Origin of the sequence: Devosia sp. MC1541 (assembly GCF_012847305.1) — a bacterium.
Lineage (GTDB): Bacteria > Pseudomonadota > Alphaproteobacteria > Rhizobiales > Devosiaceae > Devosia.
This window is the reverse complement of the sequence record NZ_JABBDZ010000008.1, coordinates 1-16,720: the sequence shown is the minus strand read 5'-3', so window position 1 is coordinate 16,720 and position 16,720 is coordinate 1. Positions and strand designations below refer to the sequence as shown.

The window sequence follows — 16,720 nt, the reverse complement described above, 5'->3', positions numbered from 1 at the left end:
CTGGCTTGCGATTTGCTTACTGATTTTGTCTGATCAGGATGCGCGCGCGATAGCCTCCGCCGGGAGCGGATAGCTAAAGTACCAGTAAAAGGTTGCTGCGTTGATCATGGCACAATTTGTAGATGAGGCGCGGCGGGTTTGTCGAGTCCTAAACGCCGCGCCTGATTACGGCTTTGGTATAAGGCCTAGGCCTGGTTGAAATGGTCGTAAACCAGCTGGGCGATGGCGGCAGAAATCGTTGGAACGGCTTGTAAATCTGCAAGCGATGCGCGGGAAACTGCCTTGGCCGAGCCGAAATGATTGAGCAAGGCACGCTTGCGGGTGGGACCAATTCCGTCGATTTCGTCGAGCGGATTTTTGATCTGATCTTTCTTGCGCTTGGCGCGGTGAGTCCCGATGGCGAAGCGGTGGGCTTCGTCGCGGATACGCTGCACATAGTAGAGGACCGGATCGCGGTGGGGCAGCATGAAAGCCTCGCGACCTTCCATGTGGAATTTTTCGCGCCCGGCGTCGCGGTCTTCGCCCTTGGCGATGCCAATGAAGGTCACTTCCTTGGGCAGGTTGAGCGTAGCGATCACTTCCTTGACGGCGTTCAGCTGGCCTGCACCACCGTCGATGAAGACCACATCGGGCCAATCTGGCATGCCAGTGGCATCGTCTTCAGCGTCTGTTTCACTTTCAACAGCGAGCCGAGAGAAGCGGCGGGTGAGCACTTCGCGCATCATGCCAAAGTCGTCGCCCGGCGCGATGTCGGATTTGATGTTGAAGGTGCGATAGTGCTTTTTGGAAAAGCCGTCTTCACCCGCAACCACCATAGCACCCACCTGATTGGTGCCCGAAATATGGGAATTGTCATAGGTTTCGATGCGGCGAGGCACGCGCTCAAGACCAAAGGCTTCAGCCACGCCTTCGAGCAGGCTGCGGTTTGAGGCACCCTCGGCAAGTTGACGGCTGAGGGCTTCCTTGGCGTTTTGCAGCGCGTGATTGACGAGATCTTTTTTCTCGCCGCGCTGCGGCACTTCGATACGAACCTTGCGGCCCGCACGCGTGGCGAGAGCTTCTTCGAGCAGTTCTGTTTCGGCCAAATTGTGGCTGAGCAGGATCAGTCGCGGCGGCGGGCGGTCCTCGTAGAATTGGATGAGGAAGCTCTCCAACACTTCCTCGTCCGTGAGGGTGATGTCGGCCTTGGGGCGGTAAGGATAATTGCCCCAGTTTTGGAATGCGCGGAAGAAGAACACCTGCACGCAGAACTGGCCACCTTCATGGTGGATGGCAAAGACGTCAGCTTCTTCGACCGATTGCGCCGTCGAGTCGCCCTGCGACTGGATAAGGGCCAAGGCCGATAAGCGGTCGCGGATGACGGCGGCGCGCTCAAAATCGAGGTCTTCGGCGGCTTGCGCCATGTCTTTTTGCAAGTGGTCCTGCACGGCGCGTGACTTGCCGGTGAGAAAAAGGCGCGCGTCCTCAACGAGGCCGGCATAGCCCTCAAGGCTGATTTCACGAGTGCAGGGACCGGCGCAGCGCTTGATTTGGTATTGCAGGCACGGACGTGTGCGCCCGGCGTAAAAACTGTCAGAGCAATTGCGCAGCAAAAAGGCGCGCTGAAGACTGGCTATGGTGCGGTTAACAGCGCTGGCCGAGGCAAATGGGCCAAAGTAGTGCCCCTTCCGGCGTCTGGCCCCGCGGTGTTTGGTGAGCTCGGGCGCTTCGTGATCGGTGGCGATCATGATGTAGGGGAAGCTTTTATCGTCGCGCAGCAGCACGTTGTACCGAGGGCGCAGGCGCTTGACCATATTGGCTTCAAGCAGAAGGGCCTCAGACTCGGTTTCGGTGCGGACGAACTCCATGCTGACGGTCGCGGCGATCATGCGCTGCAGACGAACGGGCAGGGCCTCAGGCCGCGTGTAATTGGTGACGCGCGACTTTAGCGAGCGCGCTTTGCCCACATACATGACGGCGCCTTCGGCATCGAGCATGCGATAGACGCCGGGTGCAGAAGGTAGCGTGCGCACGAAAGCCTTGATGACTTCCGGGCCCGCCTGAGGTGTCTGGTCGGTGCTCATTTGCGTCGCGTGAGCCCACTTTCGGGCAGGTAGCTTAAGTGTTCGCCGCCATCGAGAGCCAGCATTTGACCGGTGTAGGAGCGCATCGAGAGGATCGCGAGCACCCCTTCAGCGATTTCTTGGGGGCCAGCGCTGGTGTGAAGGGGAAGGCGCAAGAGCGATTCTTCAAACTCGGCTTGTGTCTGGCGGGCATTAGGGAGGACGGGGCCGGGGCCGATGGCGTTGACGCGAATGGCGGGAGCCAAGCTTTGCGCCATGGTCTGCGTGGCCGTCCAGAGAACCGCTTTGGAGAGGTAATAGCTGAAATAGCCCGGGGTCGGGTGGAGCACGCGCTCATCAAGAATGTTGATGATATTGCCCGATGTCCCGGCGGGCAGTTGGGCGGCAAAGTCGCGCGAGAGAAAGACGGGCACTTCGGCGTGGATGGCGAAATGCTTGTCCCAAAGCTCTTCAGACACGTCGAAAATACTATCGCGTTCGAAAATCGATGCGTTGTTGATGAGCAAGGTCAGCGGGCCAAAGGGTTCGCCTGCCTTGGCGATCACATGGCTGCGCTGAGCGCGATCGGCGAGATTGGCCTGCAGAACTTCGGCACGACCGCCGGCGGCGACAATCTCCGACTTAACGCGATTGGCTCCCTCCGGATCAGAACGGTAATGCACGATGACGGCATAGCCTGACGCGGCGAGTGTTTTGGCCAGACACGCGCCAATGCGATCATTGGCACCGGTGACCAAGGCGACGGGATTTTGCGAGAGCGAAGCAGCGGGTGTGTTTGACATCAACGGCACAATAGGTCGGATCGGCGATTCAGTTCAACGCATCAGGTGCATAGTGAGAAGGTGTGTCAACGTGTGGCAGTTGGTTTCGTCTGTGGTCTGCGTCACTTGCTTGAGATAATGATGTTTAGCGTTCTGCGGTAGACCGGGGCAGAACGCTTTTTCTTGAGCGTACAGACTATGACCATTTCTGCAGACTTTTCGCGTACCGATCAGATCGGGCGTGGCATCTTCCTGACGATCTTCTGCGTTTTGGTTTTTGGGGTTCAAGACGCGCTCTTCAAGCTGATGGTGCAGGACTATTCGCCCTTCCAAGTGGCTATGATGCGCTATTGGGGCTTTGCCTTATTTGCGCTGTGGCTGGTGTCGCGGCAGGCGCCGCTGCGCAAAGCTTTCCAATCGAAAACGCCGAAATGGCAGATTGCGCGCGGCGTGTTTCTTATCGCCGATATCTGGTGCTTTGCGTTCGGGTTGGTTTCCGTTGGGATTGCCGAAGCGCAGGCGATTGCGTCCATATACCCGCTGCTGGTGACGCTGATTGCGATCCCGGTTTTGGGTGAAAAAGTTGGTCCATTCCGCTTTTTCGCCGTGGGCGCGGGGTTGATTGGGACTTTGATCATTGTGCGTCCGGGCATGGTTCCGGTCGGCACGGGTACGATGTTCCTCTTGGCCAGTGCCGCGCTCTATGCGGTGTATATCGTCATCACCCGCAAGGTGACGCGCGTCGATAGTGCGTCGACCTCTATGCTTTACACAGCGGTGGTTGGCTTGGTGCTATCGAGTGCCGTCGGGGTGTTTTTTTGGCAACCGATGGGATGGTGGCATCTGGCCATTATCGTGACGATCATGGGCACGACGATCGCCGGGCACGGGCTGATGACCTATGCGCTCAAGCTGGCTCCGGCGAGTGTCATTCAGCCGTTCAATTATCTGGCGATCCCGTGGGCGATCTGCATTGGATATTTCGTTTTTGGCGAGCACATTGATCCGTTGACCCTCGTCGGCGCGGCCATAGTTGTGGGGGCCGGACTGGTGGTGATGGCGCGTGAGAGCATGAAGCGGTCTTGACCTTGGGGCTCACGCTCTACATGTGTTCTGAATTAGGAGGGCTAGCCACATGCTGATTTTGATCGAAATCGCCATTGTGCTTTTGGTGGTCGGCGGCGGCTGGACCTATCTCAATCGCAATAAGCGCAATGCCAAGCGTGAGGCGCTGACCTTGCGGCGTGTGGACGCCTATATCGAAACCATTCGTCGTGAGCGGAAAAACGCCGAGCTGGCGGCCATGAGCGACAGTGAGTTGCGGGACCTACTGCACGCCGGGGCAACGAACCTCAAAGTTGCCGAGCAGCGTCGCAATCTGGCTGTGACCGGCATTGGTCTTGTGACCGTGATAATTGCGGCGGCTCTCGGGAGCCAAGAAGGCTGGGTTGCTTTTTTGGCAAGTGGTGCGGTAGGCGCGCTCGTCGGCTATGGCACGAGTGTTTACCTCAGTCGTACGGCCAAGGCGCCGCTCGAAAAGCGCGGGATCGATGTGGATCGATTGCAAGTGATGTAACGAAAACGCCGCCCCTGAGGGCGGCGTTTGTTATTTGAGTTTAGCTTCCGGCGCAGAAGTAACCATTCGGGCCGTTAAAGCAGAAGCTTGCGTTCGGACCACCGGGATTGATCGGGTAGATCGGTTCTGGACGCGGTGGACGTGGGTTCCAATGGGGCGGACGTGGTGGTGGGCCTGGATTCCAGTGTGGCGGGCGCGGTGCCGGGTTCCACTGTGGCGGGCGCGGAGGACGTGGGCGTTCCCATCCGTTATCCCAACCATTGTCCCAGCCTGAGCGGGTGCTCAGATAGCTGGAGGACACCCAGCCTTCGCGGCCACGACGTTCAATGTAGCACCAAGAGCCTCGGCACTGATCGACATTAACGCGTTCGCCCTGGAAGAGGGTCCCGATCACGCCATAGCCAGTACCGGGACCGGTGCGGACGTTGACGTTTGCGGTGGCGACTGCGGAGGCTGCCGACGCAGCTCCGGCAGTGGCGAAGATGGCCAGTGCGGCCATACCGGCTGTGAGCAGTTTCTTTTTGAAGGTCATTTGACACTCCCTGTGTGTTGCGGCGGCTTTGCAGCCTGTGATCACAACAAACACCATTCCGGATGAACCCAAGCTGAATGGTGCGTTTAGGAAGTTTTTCGCGTTCAAAAAGGCCGCTAGAGACGCAGGAGATTGATAAAGCGGGTGAGGGCGTCGCCAAGCCTTTTGCGGTGCTTTGGCTTGAGCTCACCCATGAGCGCTTCTTCCAATTGAGCCCAATTATCCGCGAGACTGTTGCGGAGGCGAAGACCGCGATCCGTGAGCACAATCCCAGGCTCTAAATGGGGCCCGACAGCCTGGCGCGCGATAATATCGCGGTCGACCAGACGCTGCAGGCGGGGCTGGAGCATCTCGGTGGTTATACCAAAATCATTGGCAATACTGATCTCAGTGGAGCCTTTTTTGCCGAGAGCGAACAGAACGGCGTCATCTCCCGCTTCGAGGCCTTTTTCATAGAGGGGGACAACCAGCGCCTTGTGAGCGAGCTGACCGGCCTCGATGAGTTTATACAGCGTTGAACGGGAAGAAGGTTTGGACATGAGGGGGAAAATAATCCGAACTCCTTCTTTGGTCGATGCACCTTGCATTCTATCGTTAATCTACAGACGACCAAGGGGTCTTATTGTTCACTCACAGCGGATGAGCTATGCGTGGGCTTTAACCCGGAAACGGATGGAACGGTTGCTATGACGCAGGATCTTGCCCGCATACGTGCATTCGTCCAAGTGTTCGACGCGGGTGGATTTTCTGCCGCAGCGCGTCAGCACGGGCGGTCCAAAGCGTTGCTATCGAAGTATGTCACCGATCTTGAGGACTACCTCGGGGTTCGTTTGATGAACCGGACGACGCGCAAGTTGAGTCTGACCGAGGCGGGCGAGGCCTATTATCGCGAGGCCTCGAGCCTCTTGCTGCAATTGGACGATCTGGACGCAACGATTGCCGAACAAACAACCGAACCCCGTGGGTTGTTGCGCGTCTCGGCGCCCCGCAATTTCGGGGAGACTACACTCGCGCCCGCGATTTTTGATTTTCTGCTACAACACCCAAAGGTGCAGCTCGATCTGCGCCTTGAGGATCGTTATGTCGATCTTATCGACGAAGGTATCGACGTTGCCCTGCGCATTTCGACTTTGGCCGATAGCTCGCTGATCGCCCGTAAGATTGCCGATATGCATGTGGTGGTGGGCGCTGCTCCCGAGTTTATCGCCGCCCATGGCGTGCCGAAGCATCCGGAAGATTTGCGCCATCTGCCCTGTATTGTGGACGTCAACCTGCAGGGGCAATCGAACTGGCGCTTTACCGAAGACGGTAAAACCATATCAGTGCCGGTTAATGGCCCGGTTCGTGTGAATTCTCCTCTGGCGGCAATGAGCGCTGCCAAGGCCGGTCTCGGTTTTGTCGTATTGCCCTCTTATTTGGCAGAGCCAAGTTGTGCGACTGGCGAGCTGGTGCCGGTGTTGGCTGAGTTTTTGCCCACTGGGCAGACTTTGCAGGCTGTGTATCCGCATCGTCGACACCTTGCTGGCAAGGTCCGCGCCTTGATCGACCATCTGGTGGACTGGTTCGCCGTTCACCCCATCCACTAGGACGAACTATTGAAACATTGGCGTGCCCCGCTGTTTGGTGCAGCACTCGGTTTGTTTGGCCTAACGCATGGGGCACAGGCGCATCCGCATATCTTCATCGATGCCAAAGTCGACATTGGTTTTGATGCGGCTGGGCGCATTGCCACCCTCAAGCATAGCTGGACATTCGACAGCGCATTTTCCGTGTGGATGGTGCAGGGCCTCGACACCGATGGTGATGGGTTGACCACCAGCGCTGAGCTGCAAGAGTTGGCCGACGAGAACATGATCGGTCTCGCTGAGTTCGGTTTTTACACGGTCGCAGGGGAGGGCATGGAGTGGGTTCCGGCGGGGGACCAAGCCATGCGCTATGAGGATAATCGAGTGACGCTCGATTATACGTTGGCCGCCGTTCGCCCGCAGGTGCCGGGCCCCAATTTTGAGCTGGGCGTCTACGATCCTGAGTATTACGTGGCCATCACCACGGCTTCGCTTGCGGACGTCACACTCTCGAATGCGCCAGCGAGTTGCACAGCGCGGGTGGAGCCACCCAAGGCAATGTCGCGCGACATTGAAGAGCGGATTTATGCGCTGGGACCGGAAGTGCTGGAGCTGCCGCCAGACTTGGCTGCAGCGATGCGGGGCACTCAAGGCGTAACCATTGTGTCGTGCAGTGGCGGCGCAATCCCAGTGCCTGAAACGGCGCTGGATGCGACTGAGCAGATGGCCGAGCCGCGCGCGACGGTTCCGTTTGCCGGACCGCCTGCCGAGGTTGGCCTCAATCTGCCGCGCACAGGATTTTTCGGCTGGCTGCAGAACACTCAGCGCGATTTCTATGGCGCGATGACTGCGGCGCTCGACAGCATGCGCACCGATTGGACCGCTTTCTGGGTTCTTGGGGGGCTGAGCTTCCTCTACGGCGTGTTCCACGCTGCGGGGCCAGGGCATGGCAAGGTGGTTATTTCATCGTACATGCTGGCGAACGAACAGCAGCTGCGGCAGGGGATTTTGCTGAGTACGATTTCGGCCCTGATGCAGGCGGTGGTCGCGATCGGCTTTGTTTTGGTGCTGGCAGGGATACTGAATTTCACGAGCACGGCCTTGTCGGATGCGGCGCACTGGGTTGGCGTTGTTTCCTACGGGCTGGTGGCCTTGCTCGGCCTGTGGCTCGTGGCGCGCAAAGTGTTTGGCTGGGGGCATCATCACCATCACCACGGCGCCGCGCATGAGCCGAGGCCGAAAATCCGCTGGGACGACGCTTCAGATGCCCATCACCACGAGCACGCACATGATCACGGTCATGCGCATGACCACGGTCATCATGACCATAGTCATTCACACGATCACCATCATCAGCATGACCACGGTCATTCAGAGCACATGCACCACGCGGTCGGCCCGCAGAAATTGAACGCGTCGTGGACAGAAAAACTCAGTGTGGTTTTGGCTGTCGGACTTCGCCCTTGTTCTGGGGCTTTGGTGGTGATGGTTTTCGCCTTATCGCAGGGCTTGCTGGCGGCCGGTATCTTTTCTGTGCTCTTGATGGCAGCAGGTACGGCAATCACCGTGAGCACGCTGGCTGCTTTGGCCGTGACGGCCAAGAGTTTCGCTGGCAAGATCGGCGGCGCTGACAGTCGGTTGGCTGTGGCGTTGCTGTGGTGGGCTGAACTGTTGGGGGCCGTTTTTGTGCTCGTATTTGGTATATTGTTGTTGGTTGCGAGTATTTGATCGAAGCGCGACCCATCGCCGCCTTGCGAGGTTGAATTAAACCCTTATGTTCCGTCCAAAAGTGGAACCCTTCTAAACTGGCTCTCATGTCCCAAGTTTTGCCCAAAGATCACCCGACCGTTCCCCAGCAGAAGATTGGGGTTCTGTTGCTGAACCTCGGGACGCCCGACGCTACCGATTATTGGAGCGTTCGACGTTATCTGAAGGAATTTTTGTCCGATCCGCGCGTTATCGAAACGCCGAAGTGGAAGTGGTGGCCGATCCTCAACCTGGTCATCCTCAGCTTCCGCCCGCAAAAGGCCGGGCATGCGTATGATATGGTTTGGGACAAGGAGCGCAATGAGAGCCCTCTGCGCGTGATCACGCGTGCTCAGAGCGAAGCGCTGGCCGAGCGTATGGCTGGCGACGGCGTTATGGTTGAATACGCCATGCGCTATGGCAATCCATCGACCAAGTCTGTCCTCGAAAAGATGCAGGCCGCTGGTTGCCAGAAGATCCTTCTGGTGCCGCTCTACCCTCAGTATTCTGCAACGACTACCGCGACCGCAAACGATAAGGCTTTCGACGCGCTCAAGACCATGCGCTGGCAGCCAGCTGTGCGCACCGCTCCGGCGTATTTTGAAGATCCAAAATATATCGAGACCCTTGGTAACTCGATCCGCGATGGCGTCGCCAAGCTCGATTTTGAGCCGGATCTGGTGATCACGTCCTATCACGGCATGCCGGTCGAATATCTCAAGAACGGCGACCCGTACCACTGCCAGTGTCTCAAGACGACGCGTCTGGTCCGCGAATACCTCGGCTGGTCGAAAGAGAAGCTGATGGTGACGTTCCAGAGCCGTTTTGGGCCGACGGAATGGCTGCAGCCTTACACTGACACGACACTTGAAGAGCTGCCCAAGAAGGGCATCAAGAAGGTCGCGATCCTAGCGCCAGCCTTTTCGGCGGACTGTATCGAGACCCTCGAGGAAATCGCTATCGGCGGCAAGGAAACCTTCCTTGAAGCTGGCGGAGAGAACTATGCCTATATCCCATGTCTGAATGCTTCGGATGAAGGCATGGACATGATCGAGGCGATGGTTCGCCGCGAATTGATGGGCTGGCTCTAAGCCTAGCGCCAGAAAAAACAAAACCCTCTCAGCCTAGGCCGGGAGGGTTTTTTGTTGGCTAGACTTGAGGGCGGAATTACCAGCCGGCGCCGTGGAAATCGGGGGGTGTCACGTTGACGAGGCCCTTGCCGACGATCCAGCTGCGGTCGACCCAGCCTAGTTCAGGAATGTGACAATACTGACGCGCAAACTTGCCGCGCAATCGGTGCCCGGCATCGCCAAATGAGCCCCAATAGCTATCGCTATCGTTCTGGGTGCATTCGTCGACCGGGATTTCCTGTCCATCCATCAGGCGCGCAACGATCCGCGCGCCTTCGCGGGGTTGGTCGTAGACTGCGATATTGCCGCCCGAGACGCGGGCGGTGATGGTCAGGGCGAAAGTCGGGGCGATCAAAGTGGCGCTCGCCAATACGGCTGCTGCCACACCAACAATAGTCCGCTTCATCTCTCAAACTCCGTCTGGCGCGCAGGAAACTTGTCTCTGCGCGCAGATTGTGGCGGGGAAAAGATTGGCTTTCCCCTTTGCTGGTCAATCAACGCATCTGAGGTGGCTAGAGTTCAACCTTCTGGTTTTCACCCATGTCTGGCGCTTTGCCGGTGACGGCAGCAGCAGCCATTTTGACCAGCGCGACAGCGGCATTGGGGCTATCCCAGAGTTCCCCATCTTCGGGCGATACGGTGATCAAGCGAATGCTTGGATCATTGGCATCTTCCCACCAAGCCTTATCCCAATCGCTCCACAGATCGGTGATTTTGGCGCGATCATTGCTCACCGAGGCTTTGCCAGACATCACCGCATAGCGATGGCCGCCATTATCGGCCCAAGCCAGAGACACAAACGGGTATTTTTCGATCTGGTGGTTCTTCTCGCCGCTCACATCGACGAGGAAATAAATCGCATCTTCCTCGCGTTTAACGCGAGCAGAGAGCGGGCGCGAGCGCTGGCGTTCCCCGTCCCAAGTGGTGAACATGCAGATGTCGATCTTGCCCGCCAGTTCCCAAATGCGATCAGCGACTTCCTGAGGGGTTTTCTCGTTATCGTGGTGTTCTTTGACCATGTCTGTCTCCTCGTTAGGAGTGTGTAACGGCTCGGCGCTCCTGCGGTTGCACGCCGCTCCCACACGCGGGGAAGGCAGGGCGAACCACGCTGCCTGTCCGGAAAAATCTGTCTTGTCGGATCTTTGCAAACGGCAGAGGGTAGGGGGGTAATGTTGCAGGGGGGCGACATGAGTGATGGGGGCAAGCCTGCACAGGGCGTGAGGCGCTATCAGACAATGGCCGAGCGGCGCTTCTGGGCGCTGCTGTACCCTTGGCGTGTGAGTGGTTGGCACTTTCGCCGACAGGGCACGGTCGGGGCGTTTGTGGCTGACGTGGTGTGTAAGCGGGGCAGGGTGGTGTTCGATATCGTCGGCACCTCCGATGGAGACGCCAATGCCGAGGCCGACGACAGTGCCCGCAACGCCCGGCTCGCCGCGCGCGGCTATCGCGTTGTTCGCTTCAGCGATGATCAGTTGCGCTATCGCCCTGACTGGGTGACCGAACAGCTGAATGCGATTTTTAGCACCACCTGGCCGACGGATATCGCCGCACTGACGCGCCAAATGGCGGAGGTTTTACGGGAGGGGTGACCGACGTAGTCTGACTTACTTTGGGTGCGTGATATGTTCGTATTCTCGGGCAGTGGGGAGGGCGAATTAGCCCCCATGTTATCGTGAGGGGTTGCATCGTCGTTGTCGCGGTCGCCGTTACGAAAGCAGGAGCGCCCTTCCCTCGCTTGCGGGGGAGGTTGGGTGGGGGAGCCCATGCGTGACCAGATCAAGTTTGCACAAAGCCTAAGGCGCAACCAGACCGACGCTGAACGCAAGTTTTGGGCGCTGCTTTATCCATGGCGTGAGCAGGGCATGCACTGGCGGCGGCAGACGCCTATCGGCCCATATGTTGTCGATTTCCGCTGTAAGCGGATGAAACTGGTTGTTGAGATAGACGGCGACAGCCATTCAACCGAGGCGGAAAGAGCTCATGACGTCGCGCGAACGGCCTGCCTCACACATCGAGGGTTCACAGTTCTCCGTTTCACCAATGTTGACGTGTACGAGAGCCCCGAAGGTGTATTCGACGCCTTGTGCAAGGTGCTTGGTACCCCCACCTAACCTCCCCCTGTTAGGGGGAGGGATTGCATCGAATGTGCTCTGCGTTCTCTCCCAAACGCGGGACGAGCCCGGTAATGACGAAGGTGGGTTAGGGCGTCAGCTGATCTCGCCGTCCAGCGTGTCCAGCTCCATCTCTTTGAGCCGTTTGACTTCGTCGCGCAATCTTGCTGCCTTCTCGAATTCGAGATTGGTGGCGGCTTCGCGCATTTCTTTTTCGAGGTCTTTGATGACCGTCGCGAGATTGTCGCCGGTGACGATCTTTTCCTTGCCGTCCTTGGTCTTGCCAATCGAGATCGTGACGTGGTCGCGGTCGGCGACGCTGTCGGTGATGTCGTTGATGCGTGCCTTGACCGATTGCGGCGTGATGCCGTTGGCGAGGTTGTAGGCGACCTGCTTTTCGCGACGGCGATTGGTTTCAGCCAAGGCCCTTTCCATTGAACCGGTCACCTTGTCCGCGTAGAGAACCACGCGGCCATCGACGTTACGCGCGGCGCGGCCGATGGTCTGGATCAGCGAGGTTTCCGAGCGGAGGAAGCCTTCTTTATCGGCGTCGAGAATGGCGACGAGACCGCATTCGGGAATGTCGAGGCCTTCGCGGAGCAGGTTGATGCCAACCAGAACGTCAAAGGCGCCAAGGCGGAGATCGCGAATGATTTCAATACGTTCGATGGTGTCGACGTCCGAGTGCATATAGCGGACGCGAATGCCCTGCTCGTGCATGTACTCGGTGAGGTCTTCCGCCATCTTCTTGGTGAGAACCGTACAGAGCGTGCGGTAGCCGGTTTTGATGGTTTTGCGGATTTCGTCGATGACATCGTCGACCTGATGGGTCGCCGGACGGATTTCCACTGGGGGATCGATGAGGCCCGTCGGGCGTATGACCTGTTCGGCGAAAACGCCACCAGTCTGGTCCATTTCCCATGAGCCGGGCGTGGCCGAAACATAGACCGATTGTGGGCGCATGGCGTTCCACTCCTCGAAGCGGAGCGGGCGATTGTCCATGCAGGAGGGCAGGCGGAAGCCGTATTCGGCAAGGGTCGCCTTGCGGCGCAAGTCGCCACGATACATGGCGCCGAGCTGGCCGATGGTGACGTGGCTTTCGTCGACAAAGACAAGGGAATTATCGGGCAGGTATTCGAAGAGGGTCGGTGGCGGCTCGCCCGGCTTGCGGCCGGAGAAGTAGCGCGAATAGTTTTCAATGCCGGCGCAGGAGCCAGTGGCTTCCATCATTTCGAGATCGAAGAGCGAGCGCTGCTCGAGGCGTTGCGCTTCGAGGAAGCGACCTGCGCCGTTGAGTTCCTGCAGGCGCGCGGCGAGATCGGCTTTGATCTGCTTGATCGCCATGTTCATCGTCGTGCGCGGGGTGACGTGGTGGGAATTGGCGTAGACGCGGATGAAGGTCAGGTCGGCAGATTTTTTGCCTGTTAGCGGATCAAACTCGGTGATCGCCTCGACTTCATTGCCGAAGAGGGAGACGCGCCAGGCGGCAGCTTCATAGTGGGCCGGGAAGATTTCGACCGTATCCCCGCGCACACGAAACGTGCCGCGGACGAAGCCGGTATCGCCGCGCTTATATTGCAGGGCGACGAGCTTGGCTAGCAGCTGGCGCTGGTCGATCTGTTCGCCCTTTTGCACGTCGATGGTCATGGCGGTGTAGTCTTCCACCGAGCCAATGCCGTAGATGCAGGAGACCGAGGCGACGATGATCACGTCATCGCGTTCGAGGATCGCGCGGGTCGCCGAGTGGCGCATGCGGTCGATCTGCTCGTTAATGGTCGACTCTTTTTCGATATAGGTGTCGGTGCGCGGGACGTACGCTTCCGGCTGGTAGTAGTCGTAGTAGGACACGAAATACTCGACGGCGTTGTCCGGGAAGAAGCCTTTGAATTCGGAATAGAGCTGGGCGGCCAAGGTCTTGTTAGGCGCAAGGATCAGCGCGGGGCGCTGAGTGCGGGCGATGACCTGAGCAGCGGTGAAGGTTTTGCCGGAACCGGTAACGCCGAGCAGAACCTGATCGGTTTCGCCGTTCTCAATGCCTTCCACCAGTTCGGCAATCGCCGTGGGCTGGTCGCCGGAGGGCGTATAAGTGGTGTCGAGGCGGAAGGGCAGGGAGGCGCCGCGTTTGGCCGGACGCTCGGGCCGATGCGGCATCCAGGGGGCAGAACCTTCGACCTCCTTACGGCCATGCAGAATGATCTGCTCCAGCGCCTTCACCGTGGCGGTGACACCGACGGTGGTCGCATTGGAGACGTCTTCGTTGTTTTTGGCCTTGTTCTTCTTCACCGAAGCGTTGAGCTGAGCGCGGATATTTTCTTGCGCTTCCTCATTCGCCGGCATGTTGGCCGGCATGTGATTGAAGCCCGCCTGTGCGGCTTCCCCAAGCCCCGAAAAATCGACACGATCAACGGCGTTGATCTTCGTCTTAGACGACTTTTTCGACATGCCGGTAGCGGTGTCGTGGCTGGCCTTGGTGGTGCGGCGCTTTTCGAGGGCAGTGAGCTTTTTGGCGGCGGCTTTTTCGGCCTTTTCGGCTTCCTTGGCAGCGGCCTTAGCTGCAGCGTCCTTTTTGTCGGCCTCAGCCAAAGCCTCACGGTCCATGCGGACCTTGTTCTTCATGCGCTCGGCATAAAGCGGCTTGCTGGCGGCAATGTCTTCGGCCTTTTCGATCTCGGCGAAAAACTCATCGATGGAGAATTCAGCTTTACCGGGGCGAGGAGATTTCGGAGCCATAGGGAACCCTAAACTGAACGTGGCGCAGAGGCGCTGCCGGAGCGGGCGGCGATTCTGAGTTTTTCACCGATGATGCGATGGCACTGATATGGGAGATGTCGTCAGCAACTTCAATATTACTTGTTAGTGTAGCTGCGAACGAACAGAGAGGGAACCGTGCTGCTGACAGGGCGTGTCAGGAAGTGCATGCGGTGTCTTGTCGATGACGTGAGAGGTGGCGAGTGGCCACCCCCAGTCGGTTAGCGCCTTGCGGGTTTTTGGGCGCGGGCAATGTTGGCTATCAGTTCGGTGCGCGTTTGATGGGCGTGGGCTTCCCAAGCGGGCTGGCCGGGGCCGACACGCCAAGACTGGAATAGTGGGCTGTTGTCGACAGCATCAAAACCCAAATCATTATAGAGGCGGGTGACGAGACTAACGGCATCACGGAAGTTACTGGAGACCGCCAAGGCGTGGCGATTGGGTGTGCCTTCGGGGCTGGCGAGATTGAGGAGGCGCGGGGCTTGGACATGCGTGAAAGCGGAGGCGACACGGGAGTGCGGCAACTGTTGTTGGCGCAACTCGTGGATGGTCATAGCGCCGGATGTTACCTGCGGGTAATCGCCATCACGCCAGAGCATGTAATTGTTGGTGTCGAGAACGATTTTACCCGCCAACTCAGCGACTGGTAGCGTGTTGTCCAGCTTGAGCGGCGCGGCGATGATGACAAAATCGCCTGCGGCGGCGGCACCAGGAGCGGTGGACGCGCGGGCGTTGGGGCCAAGCGCCGTGACGAGGCTGCGCAGGGTTTCAGGGCCCCGCGAATTGGCGATGACGATGGAATAGCCGGCTTGAAGGGCGGCACGTGCAATCTGAGTGCCGACTTCGCCTGCGCCGATGATGCCAATAGTTTCTTTGGTCACGATAGAGTTCCGATGAAAGGGGACGGAGGGCTCGAAAACCCTCCGTTGAGATTTAAGCGGCGAAACCGCCGTCAATTGTGTGCATCGCGCCGGTGATGAATCCGGTTTCTGGCCCGGCCAGCCAAGCGACCATGTGTGCGACTTCATCGGGGTGGGCGTGGCGCTTGATCGCCATGAAGCTGTGTAGGGTCTCGGCCATCGGGCCGTCGTGCGGATTGGCATCGGTATCGATGGGGCCCGGCTGGACGACGTTAATGGTGATACCGCGCGGGCCGAAGTCGCGGGCAAGACCACGTGCCATGCCCTGCATTGCCGATTTGCTCAGCGCATAGGCGGCCATGCCCGGCACTGGGATGCGATCGCCATTCACCGATCCGAGGATGATAATGCGCCCGCCGGCTGGCATGCGGCGCGCGGCTTCGACCGAGGCGTGGTAAGGTGTGTTGACGTTGATCTGGAGCATCTTGTCGATATCGTCGGCAGCGAGCTCGAAGACATCTCCGAAAACGCCGATTGCGGAATTGACGACAAGAACGTCGATTGCACCCATTTTGGCTGTGGTTTCGATGACCGCTTGGCGGTGAGCGCTGTCTGCGTGGATCGCCTTAGCGCCCGTTTCTGCGGCCAAAGCTAGGGCGGCATCGGGGACTTAGCGTAGGTGAATGTAACGTCGGCGCCTTCTTTGGCGAAGCGGCGAACAATGGCGGCACCAATGCCGCGGCTGCCCCCGAGGACGAGAACTTTTTTGGACCCTGAAATGCTCATATTCAATACCTTGCTGGTTTGTGTAATGAGCGTTACATAATAGATCAAACGGCATTGTCAAAGGCATTTTGTAATGATCACTACACAAAAAGAGCGAGGCCGAGGGCGGCCGCGCGAATTCGATCGGGACGAGGCTGTGGCAAAGGCGCAGGCTGTGTTTCATCAGCGCGGCTATGACGCCGTGAACGTGGCGGAACTCGGGAAAGTTTTGGAGATCAATCCGCCGAGCCTCTACGCGGCTTTTGGGAGCAAGCTGGGTCTATATACGGACGCCTTGCACCGGTATTCCCAAACGCAAGGCGTGCCATTCACTGAGTTGCTGGGGAAGGCGGAGACGGTTGAGGACGGATTGGGCGCAATCCTGAAAAGTGCTGCACAACACTATGCCGACACGCATGGTGTGGCGGGCTGTATGGTGCTCGAAGGCATGCATTGCAGCGATGTTTCTGCCCGAGACGCGGCCCAGAAAATGCAAGCTGCTGCGCGCCAGTCAATTGCCGACCACCTGCAGCAAGCAGTCCCTGATAAAGCCGAGCAACTAACCGACTTCATGACCACAACGCTGGCGGGTCTATCGGCCAGTGCCCGCAACGGGCATGGGTTGGAGCGGCTGATGGCGACGGCTGATATGGCTTCGCAGGCCGTGCGAAGCCTTCTGGGGGAGCCGGTGCCGAACGGCCAATAGGTCTCAAAACTATGACAATGCGCGAGTATGAGCTGGACGTCCGCAAAAACCCTTGGCGGCTTTGATGCAGTCATGATTCATTGATGTCGCCCGATCATGGAGCGTCATCATGGACCCGCATTCGCTTTTCAGCCTGAACGATCACCTCGAAGCCTTG

General features: G+C 58.5%; 17 protein-coding genes and 1 pseudogene. 8 read left to right on the top strand and 10 right to left on the bottom strand.

The genetic code is table 11. The features are described 5' to 3' along the window. Nucleotides 1–185 precede the first annotated feature (185 nt). On the bottom strand, nt 186–2,063 hold the full coding sequence (gene uvrC / locus HKD40_RS10140; protein ID WP_169195640.1) for an excinuclease ABC subunit UvrC: 1,878 nt from the start codon (nt 2,061–2,063) through the stop codon (nt 186–188). Further along, entirely contained in the window at nt 2,060–2,845 is a 786-nt protein-coding gene (locus tag HKD40_RS10135; protein WP_169195639.1) for an SDR family oxidoreductase, read from the bottom strand. Before HKD40_RS10135 ends, uvrC begins: the two co-directional genes overlap by 4 nt. A 177-nt stretch (nt 2,846–3,022) precedes the next feature. Here HKD40_RS10135 and HKD40_RS10130 point away from each other — a divergent pair, with 177 nt between their 5' ends. After that, on the top strand, nt 3,023–3,910 hold the full coding sequence (locus HKD40_RS10130; protein ID WP_169195638.1) for a DMT family transporter: 888 nt from the start codon (nt 3,023–3,025) through the stop codon (nt 3,908–3,910). A 49-nt stretch (nt 3,911–3,959) separates the two neighbouring features. Then, on the top strand, nt 3,960–4,400 hold the full coding sequence (locus HKD40_RS10125; RefSeq protein ID WP_169195637.1) for a hypothetical protein: 441 nt from the start codon (nt 3,960–3,962) through the stop codon (nt 4,398–4,400). Nucleotides 4,401–4,440: 40 nt separating this feature from the next. Here the strand turns inward: HKD40_RS10125 and HKD40_RS10120 are convergent, their stop codons facing one another. Further along, a complete protein-coding gene (locus tag HKD40_RS10120) occupies nt 4,441–4,932 on the bottom strand; it encodes an SH3 domain-containing protein (RefSeq protein ID WP_169195636.1) in 492 nt (163 codons plus the stop codon). A gap of 116 nt (nt 4,933–5,048) precedes the next feature. Beyond that, nucleotides 5,049–5,471, bottom strand: coding sequence for a hypothetical protein (locus HKD40_RS10115; RefSeq protein WP_169195635.1), 423 nt, complete (start codon nt 5,469–5,471; stop codon nt 5,049–5,051). Between the two features lie 147 nt (nt 5,472–5,618). Here HKD40_RS10115 and HKD40_RS10110 point away from each other — a divergent pair, with 147 nt between their 5' ends. The 3 genes from HKD40_RS10110 to hemH all read left to right on the top strand — a co-directional run bounded on the left by HKD40_RS10110 (nt 5,619) and on the right by hemH (nt 9,334). Further along, a complete protein-coding gene (locus HKD40_RS10110) occupies nt 5,619–6,518 on the top strand; it encodes a LysR family transcriptional regulator (protein WP_169195634.1) in 900 nt (299 codons plus the stop codon). Nucleotides 6,519–6,527: 9 nt separating this feature from the next. Then, a complete protein-coding gene (locus HKD40_RS10105; RefSeq protein WP_169195633.1) occupies nt 6,528–8,225 on the top strand; it encodes a DUF1007 family protein in 1,698 nt (565 codons plus the stop codon). An 86-nt stretch (nt 8,226–8,311) separates the two neighbouring features. Continuing rightward, entirely contained in the window at nt 8,312–9,334 is a 1,023-nt protein-coding gene (hemH, locus tag HKD40_RS10100; RefSeq protein ID WP_169195632.1) for a ferrochelatase, read from the top strand. Between the two features lie 76 nt (nt 9,335–9,410). On the opposite strand, the gene HKD40_RS10095 is transcribed toward hemH, so the two are convergent. Both HKD40_RS10095 and HKD40_RS10090 read right to left on the bottom strand, forming a co-directional pair. Continuing rightward, nucleotides 9,411–9,779 carry a hypothetical protein gene (locus HKD40_RS10095; protein WP_169195631.1) on the bottom strand — a complete coding sequence of 123 codons (369 nt, stop codon included), beginning with the start codon at nt 9,777–9,779 and terminating at the stop codon, nt 9,411–9,413. Between the two features lie 106 nt (nt 9,780–9,885). Then, nucleotides 9,886–10,392, bottom strand: a complete 507-nt coding sequence (locus HKD40_RS10090; protein ID WP_169195630.1) for a pyridoxamine 5'-phosphate oxidase family protein — start codon at nt 10,390–10,392, stop codon at nt 9,886–9,888. A gap of 168 nt (nt 10,393–10,560) precedes the next feature. On the opposite strand from HKD40_RS10090, the gene HKD40_RS10085 reads away from it, so the two are divergent. Both HKD40_RS10085 and HKD40_RS10080 read left to right on the top strand, forming a co-directional pair. Next, nucleotides 10,561–10,962, top strand: coding sequence for a DUF559 domain-containing protein (locus HKD40_RS10085; RefSeq protein ID WP_169195629.1), 402 nt, complete (start codon nt 10,561–10,563; stop codon nt 10,960–10,962). A 174-nt stretch (nt 10,963–11,136) separates the two neighbouring features. Then, on the top strand, nt 11,137–11,484 hold the full coding sequence (locus tag HKD40_RS10080) for an endonuclease domain-containing protein (protein ID WP_169195628.1): 348 nt from the start codon (nt 11,137–11,139) through the stop codon (nt 11,482–11,484). Nucleotides 11,485–11,607: 123 nt separating this feature from the next. Here the strand turns inward: HKD40_RS10080 and uvrB are convergent. The 4 genes and pseudogenes from uvrB to HKD40_RS18190 all read right to left on the bottom strand — a co-directional run. Continuing rightward, a pseudogene (uvrB, locus tag HKD40_RS10075) lies at nt 11,608–14,082 on the bottom strand (excinuclease ABC subunit UvrB); the annotation flags it as partial. A 371-nt stretch (nt 14,083–14,453) separates the two neighbouring features. After that, entirely contained in the window at nt 14,454–15,113 is a 660-nt protein-coding gene (locus tag HKD40_RS10070; protein ID WP_349236806.1) for an NAD(P)-binding domain-containing protein, read from the bottom strand. A 52-nt stretch (nt 15,114–15,165) separates the two neighbouring features. Next, a complete protein-coding gene (locus tag HKD40_RS10065; RefSeq protein WP_349236805.1) occupies nt 15,166–15,741 on the bottom strand; it encodes an SDR family oxidoreductase in 576 nt (191 codons plus the stop codon). A 2-nt stretch (nt 15,742–15,743) separates the two neighbouring features. Then, the gene (locus HKD40_RS18190; RefSeq protein WP_349236804.1) at nt 15,744–15,878 is read right to left on the bottom strand and encodes an SDR family NAD(P)-dependent oxidoreductase; all 135 of its coding nucleotides are present in this window, start codon (nt 15,876–15,878) and stop codon (nt 15,744–15,746) included. 136 nt (nt 15,879–16,014) lie between these two features. Between HKD40_RS18190 and HKD40_RS10060 the strand changes: the two genes are divergently transcribed. Further along, complete coding sequence (locus tag HKD40_RS10060; protein WP_349236803.1) at nt 16,015–16,563, top strand: TetR/AcrR family transcriptional regulator; 549 nt, start codon at nt 16,015–16,017, stop codon at nt 16,561–16,563. Nucleotides 16,564–16,720: the final 157 nt, after the last annotated feature.

What these genes read in the sequence shown, in the direction of transcription:
- uvrC (WP_169195640.1), bottom strand. Translation starts at nt 2,063, where the DNA reads ATGAGCACCGACCAGACACCTCAGGCGGGCCCGGAAGTCATCAAGGCT.
- HKD40_RS10135 (WP_169195639.1), bottom strand. Translation starts at nt 2,845, where the DNA reads ATGTCAAACACACCCGCTGCTTCGCTCTCGCAAAATCCCGTCGCCTTG.
- HKD40_RS10130 (WP_169195638.1), top strand. Translation starts at nt 3,023, where the DNA reads ATGACCATTTCTGCAGACTTTTCGCGTACCGATCAGATCGGGCGTGGC.
- HKD40_RS10125 (WP_169195637.1), top strand. Translation starts at nt 3,960, where the DNA reads ATGCTGATTTTGATCGAAATCGCCATTGTGCTTTTGGTGGTCGGCGGC.
- HKD40_RS10120 (WP_169195636.1), bottom strand. Translation starts at nt 4,932, where the DNA reads ATGACCTTCAAAAAGAAACTGCTCACAGCCGGTATGGCCGCACTGGCC.
- HKD40_RS10115 (WP_169195635.1), bottom strand. Translation starts at nt 5,471, where the DNA reads ATGTCCAAACCTTCTTCCCGTTCAACGCTGTATAAACTCATCGAGGCC.
- HKD40_RS10110 (WP_169195634.1), top strand. Translation starts at nt 5,619, where the DNA reads ATGACGCAGGATCTTGCCCGCATACGTGCATTCGTCCAAGTGTTCGAC.
- hemH (WP_169195632.1), top strand. Translation starts at nt 8,312, where the DNA reads ATGTCCCAAGTTTTGCCCAAAGATCACCCGACCGTTCCCCAGCAGAAG.
- HKD40_RS10095 (WP_169195631.1), bottom strand. Translation starts at nt 9,779, where the DNA reads ATGAAGCGGACTATTGTTGGTGTGGCAGCAGCCGTATTGGCGAGCGCC.
- HKD40_RS10090 (WP_169195630.1), bottom strand. Translation starts at nt 10,392, where the DNA reads ATGGTCAAAGAACACCACGATAACGAGAAAACCCCTCAGGAAGTCGCT.
- HKD40_RS10085 (WP_169195629.1), top strand. Translation starts at nt 10,561, where the DNA reads ATGAGTGATGGGGGCAAGCCTGCACAGGGCGTGAGGCGCTATCAGACA.
- HKD40_RS10080 (WP_169195628.1), top strand. Translation starts at nt 11,137, where the DNA reads ATGCGTGACCAGATCAAGTTTGCACAAAGCCTAAGGCGCAACCAGACC.
- HKD40_RS18190 (WP_349236804.1), bottom strand. Translation starts at nt 15,878, where the DNA reads ATGAGCATTTCAGGGTCCAAAAAAGTTCTCGTCCTCGGGGGCAGCCGC.